Source organism: Marivita sp. (assembly GCF_022763305.1).
In the GTDB taxonomy this organism is placed as follows: Bacteria; Pseudomonadota; Alphaproteobacteria; order Rhodobacterales; family Rhodobacteraceae; genus Marivita.
Genome location: NZ_JALEGT010000091.1, coordinates 1 through 4,731 on the forward strand (window position 1 = coordinate 1; position 4,731 = coordinate 4,731).

Annotated in this window: 3 protein-coding genes and 2 pseudogenes; all 5 read left to right on the top strand. The window is 63.5% G+C overall.

What is annotated here, in order from left to right; all coding sequences use genetic code 11:
- A pseudogene (locus tag MRY75_RS16335) lies at nucleotides 1-572 on the top strand (hypothetical protein); the annotation flags it as partial.
- Nucleotides 569-1,006 carry a hypothetical protein gene (locus MRY75_RS16340; RefSeq protein ID WP_292309068.1) on the top strand — a complete coding sequence of 146 codons (438 nt, stop codon included), beginning with the start codon at nucleotides 569-571 and terminating at the stop codon, nucleotides 1,004-1,006. The pseudogene MRY75_RS16335 and the gene MRY75_RS16340, both read left to right, overlap by 4 nt.
- Before the next feature lie 108 nt (nucleotides 1,007-1,114).
- A pseudogene (locus MRY75_RS16345) lies at nucleotides 1,115-1,501 on the top strand (hypothetical protein).
- A 106-nt stretch (nucleotides 1,502-1,607) separates the two neighbouring features.
- Nucleotides 1,608-2,243, top strand: coding sequence for a hypothetical protein (locus tag MRY75_RS16350; protein WP_292309069.1), 636 nt, complete (start codon nucleotides 1,608-1,610; stop codon nucleotides 2,241-2,243).
- A gap of 513 nt (nucleotides 2,244-2,756) precedes the next feature.
- On the top strand, nucleotides 2,757-4,731 hold a 1,975-nt coding region (locus MRY75_RS16355; RefSeq protein WP_292309070.1), incomplete at its 3' end, for a strawberry notch-like NTP hydrolase domain-containing protein.

Sequence of the window (4,731 nt, forward strand, 5' to 3'; positions counted from 1 at the left end):
CCGGAAAGATCCAGTACAAGCATGCCTCCGTGGCGATGTTCGAGGGCTATGCCGGCGCGCCGCACGGAGATTTTCGCCGGGCGGTCGAGCAGGAACGGGCGCTTGGCCAATTGGACGATGTGGTCGCCTATTATGAGGCCTACCTGCAGGGTGACGAGCCCGGCGGCCCGGCATCGTCCCGTCTCAAGCAGGAGTTCTCCCACATCCGGGATACCCTCAGTGATCTGCCCGGGCGCATCCTCGATCAGAAACGCCTGCGAACGATGCTGGCCCATCTTGGGAAGACCCTGCATGTCGGATTTCTGAACGATTGCTTCTTCGATCCCGCCAGCGCCCTCTGCCTTCGGCCCGACGACAAGCCGGTGGCCCCGGTGATTTCGCGCTGCAGCCCGGACCGTTGCCCCAATTCCTGTCTGACCACGCGTCATGTTGCGCCCTGGCAGGCTTCGATCGAAGAGGGTGAGCGCCTCCTGCAGGGCAACACCCTGTCAGCGGTTCAGAAGGTCGCAATCACACAGGACAATGATCGAAAGCGCCGGCTGATCGCTCATCTGGAGGACCCAAAGGTATGACACGGCCCGTCAGTCAGAAGACCGAAGACGCCTTGCGCGCCGCCATGATGCGACTGCTCGAAGGAACCTCCGTCCATACCGACGGGCGCCTCACCGTCGCCAATCTCGCGCGCGAGGCCGGTGTCAGCCGGGCAACGGCCAACCGGGCCACCGCCGTTCTTGCGGAGTTTCGTGCGGCGGAGGCGCGGTTCCGGTCGGGATCTGTCGCGGGCTTGAAGGAGCGTATCCGCGAACTCGAAGCCGAACTCCGGACCGCACGCGGTGGCGAGATGGCCGAGTTGCGCGCGACCATCAAAACACTGGCGCAACAAATCCAGATCCTCGCGCTGGAGGGTGAAGAACAAAGCCGCCTGATCTCGGTTCTGGAAGAGCAGATCGCGAGGGGTGACCCGAAAGTCCTGCCGTTCAGGCCGCCGTCCCAGGGCGGCACCTGAGGTCACAATCAGAGAGAGAAAGAGGTGAGCAGGGTGGGGGTGAAACAGGGATAAGAAGAGAGGGAGCCCCCATGAACTGTCTCACCCATGCCGAACAGGAAAACCTCAATGAGGGCAGGAGGTTTTTCCGAAGAGACAGCTTGACTGTCCAGATAACACGCTCTCGGGATATTCGAGGCGGAGCGATTATTTGGCCACAGCCTGACCAACAGCGCGGGCCGGGTCGTCCCGATCCGCTGGATCGGTGAGCAGCATGTGCGCGAAGACTGCCAGGGGCGGATCCCGTCGCTGGCTGATTGGCTTGGACGCATACAACCCGAACCGTGGATGGCCAATGGTCGGATCGACAACGACCCGACGCAGATCGGCAGCGATCCGCGCGCGGTCTGGATCGAAGCGGTGGCCAATCACCAGACCATTCTCGGGTTTGAGGATTGGCTTCTCAAGGTCTCTGTCGAGCACATCCAGCATCGCCAGAACCGCGCCGCCGCCTGATCCGCGGAGCGGCACATTCACCAACCACCTGACCACGTCTCAATCGACCCGCCTGCGGCCTCAACCGGCTCGGCGGGTCGATTGCGTTTCAAGAAAGGAAATCGACATGCACGACCCCGTCCATCAGGAAGCCTACGAGGGCCTCACGATCAAGATCTTCCACGACCCCGACGCAGAAAGCCCACGGGAGTGGTCCAATCTCGGTACATTAATCTGCTGGCATCGGAGATACCGGCTGGGTGACAGCCACCAGTTCGCCAGCCCTGAGGCGTTCCTGCGTGATCTCTCGGGCGTCTCGGATCAGAGTGACCTTTCAATGGACCAGCTGCGCGAGCGCGCCGAACGCAAGTCCGTCCTGTTGCCAGTGTTTCTCTACGATCATTCCGGTCTCGCGATGAACACGATCGGTTTCCACTGCCCGTGGGATTCCGGCCAGGTCGGCTACGTCTATGTGACGCTCGAGGCGGTCCGAAAAGAGTTCGGCGTGAAGCGCGTCACCAGAGCGCTGCGCGAAAAAGCGGCAGACATCCTGCGCGGCGAAATCGTCAGCTACGATGCCTATCTTGGCGGGCGGGTCTATGGCTATGTCATCGAGCGCGATGGCGAGGAAGTCGATGCCTGCTGGGGGTTCGTCGGCGACTATGAGACGGGCTGTTTGCCCGAGGCGCGGGAGGCGGTGCCCACACCGTCGCCGGATCAAACACCCCAGTCCGCTACCGCTCAAGCGCAGGCTATCCCTTAGAGGCCGGGACGGGCTGGAAATGGCTTCGCTTTTACGCAGACCGCAAGTGCGTCCGCATTGCCGCAATGCAGAATCAACATGGCACAGCTATTGTGCGGTCGCAGCATGACCACTATGTTTCGAATGTGATCGGTTCTCTCCTCCTCCCTGAGCCGATCAAAGCTAATCGGCGGCATCCACCTCCTCCCTGATGCCGCCTTTTTCTTTTTCAAAGCTCTTCCTGAAGGTTGTCCAAGTGCGTACGGCCGCCGATCGGTCGACGACGGACCCGTTTCGGATGCGCAGGCCGCAAACTGCCCAAGACTTAGGCGAGCTGGTAATGCGTCAAGCTGACAAGGGCTCCCGCGACAGCGCCCACAGACCCATCCCCAGTTTCTGGGGATAAGTTTCCGCCGTGGGGCGGAGTCCAGCACTCCCATGAAGGAGCGAGAGGCAGGGCGGGAGGGGTGACCCCTCCCGGGTGAGAGAGTGCGCCCGGGGCTTGGGGCCAACCCTCAACCCCGGAGATTGCCTATGAACGCTCACCCCCATTCCGCCCCGCTTGCGCCCGAGGCCGAGCCCCTTGCCCTACCGGATGCCTCGGGCTTCGCCCAAAACCTGATCCAGGCTGCAAGAACCCTCGTCCCCTTGTTCGAGGCGGGCACGTCCATCGACGCCGCCGCCCTTCGCGCCGCCATGGAAGAGGCCTTCGGCGTCAGCGACACCAGTGGCGCTTGGGTCTGGAAGGACGCCTATGAGGCCGCCGAAACCGCCCAGATCCTGATGCTTTCGCGCTACGGCGCGCTGATGCAGCGTCAGGCACCTTCGCCACAGGCCTTCCTCACCATGATCGAACGTCTCGCCGGTCTGGCGCCTTCTCACACGCGGCGTTCTGAGGACAGTGTCCGTCTGCAACAATTCTCGACCCCATTGCCACTTGCGGCCATCGTGGCCCAGGCGGCGGGGTTTCGGGATGAAGACCTGGTGCTCGAGCCATCCGCCGGCACCGGCATGCAGGCGATCTTCGCCCGAATTGCGGGCGCGCGCGTGGCGCTCAATGAACTCGCGGAGATCCGCCGCGCCCTGCTCAGGGAATTGTTCCCAGCAGCAACGGTGTCGGATCACGATGCCGCCTCGATCGACGACCGGCTGGATCGGTCGATCACGCCCTCAGTCATCGTGATGAACCCACCGTTCTCGGCCGCGAACCACGTCGAGGGGCGGTTCCGGCAGGCCACCAGCCAGCATGTGTTGTCGGCCTTGGCGCGTCTCGCGCCGGGTGGGCGGCTTGTCGTCATCACCGGCGAAAGCTTTCGCCCCACGACGAAATCTTTCCAGTCCACATTCCAGCGGATCGCACAAAGCGCAGACGTGGTGTTTTCCGCCGCGATCGCCGGCAAGGTCTTTGCGCGGCATGGCACCACCATCGATACGCGGCTGACCGTGATCGACAAGCGCACGGTCGGCGAACAAGAGACCGCACCGGGCACCATCGAGGCCGCCTATTATCCGCTCTGCGCGACCACGGGTGATCTTCTTTCCGCTGTGCTCACCCATTGCCCCAAGCGCCGCAGCCCCCCGCCCTGCCCCACCAGCGCGGCTTTGGCGGTGCCGAAACCCGCGACCCGGACCAACCTGCACGCCCTGCGCAACGCCGCCCGCAAGGAAACCCGTACGCTCGCCGAAGAACGCGCGAGGCATCCGTTTGATGACATCGAGACGGTACCGCTCGACTACCTGCCAAAAGCCTGGAGCGAACCCGAGGGCACGCTGCAGGACACGGTCTACGAGGCCTATGACCTTCAGGCGATCCGGATCGACGGCGCGGCGGTCCATCCGACCGCACTTGTCCAATCCGCCGCCATGGCCTCGGTGCCGCCGCCCGTGCCGACCTATCGTCCCCTTCTGCCAAAGACCCTCGTCGCGGACGGCCTTCTCTCCGCCCCGCAGCTCGAAAGCGTAATCTACGCGGGCAATGCGCACGAGACGCATCTCAAAGGCTGGTTCAAGCGCAGCGAGATCGAAGGTCAGCTCATGGCGGCGGCGGAGGGTGACGAAGGTACCTTCCGTCTGCGCAAGGGGTGGTTCCTCGGCGATGGCACCGGCTGCGGCAAGGGGCGGCAGGTCGCGGGTATCATTCTCGACAATTGGCTGCAGGGACGCCGCCGCGCCGTCTGGGTCTCAAAAAGTGACAAGCTCATCGAAGATGCAAGGCGCGACTGGACGGCGCTCGGTGGGCGTGAAAGCGATATCGTGCCGCTCTCGAAATTCCGCCAGGGGAGCGACATCCGCCTGCCCGAAGGAATCCTCTTCGTCACCTATGCCACGCTGCGTTCGGCAGAACGCGAGGGCAAGGCCTCTCGCCTCGATCAGGTGGCGTCCTGGCTCGGCGAAGGCTTCGACGGGATCATCGCTTTTGATGAAAGCCACGCCATGGCGAACGCCTCAGGCGAAAAGTCGGACCGCGGCGACAAGAAGGCGTCCCAGCAAGGTCTTGCCGGCCTCGCAC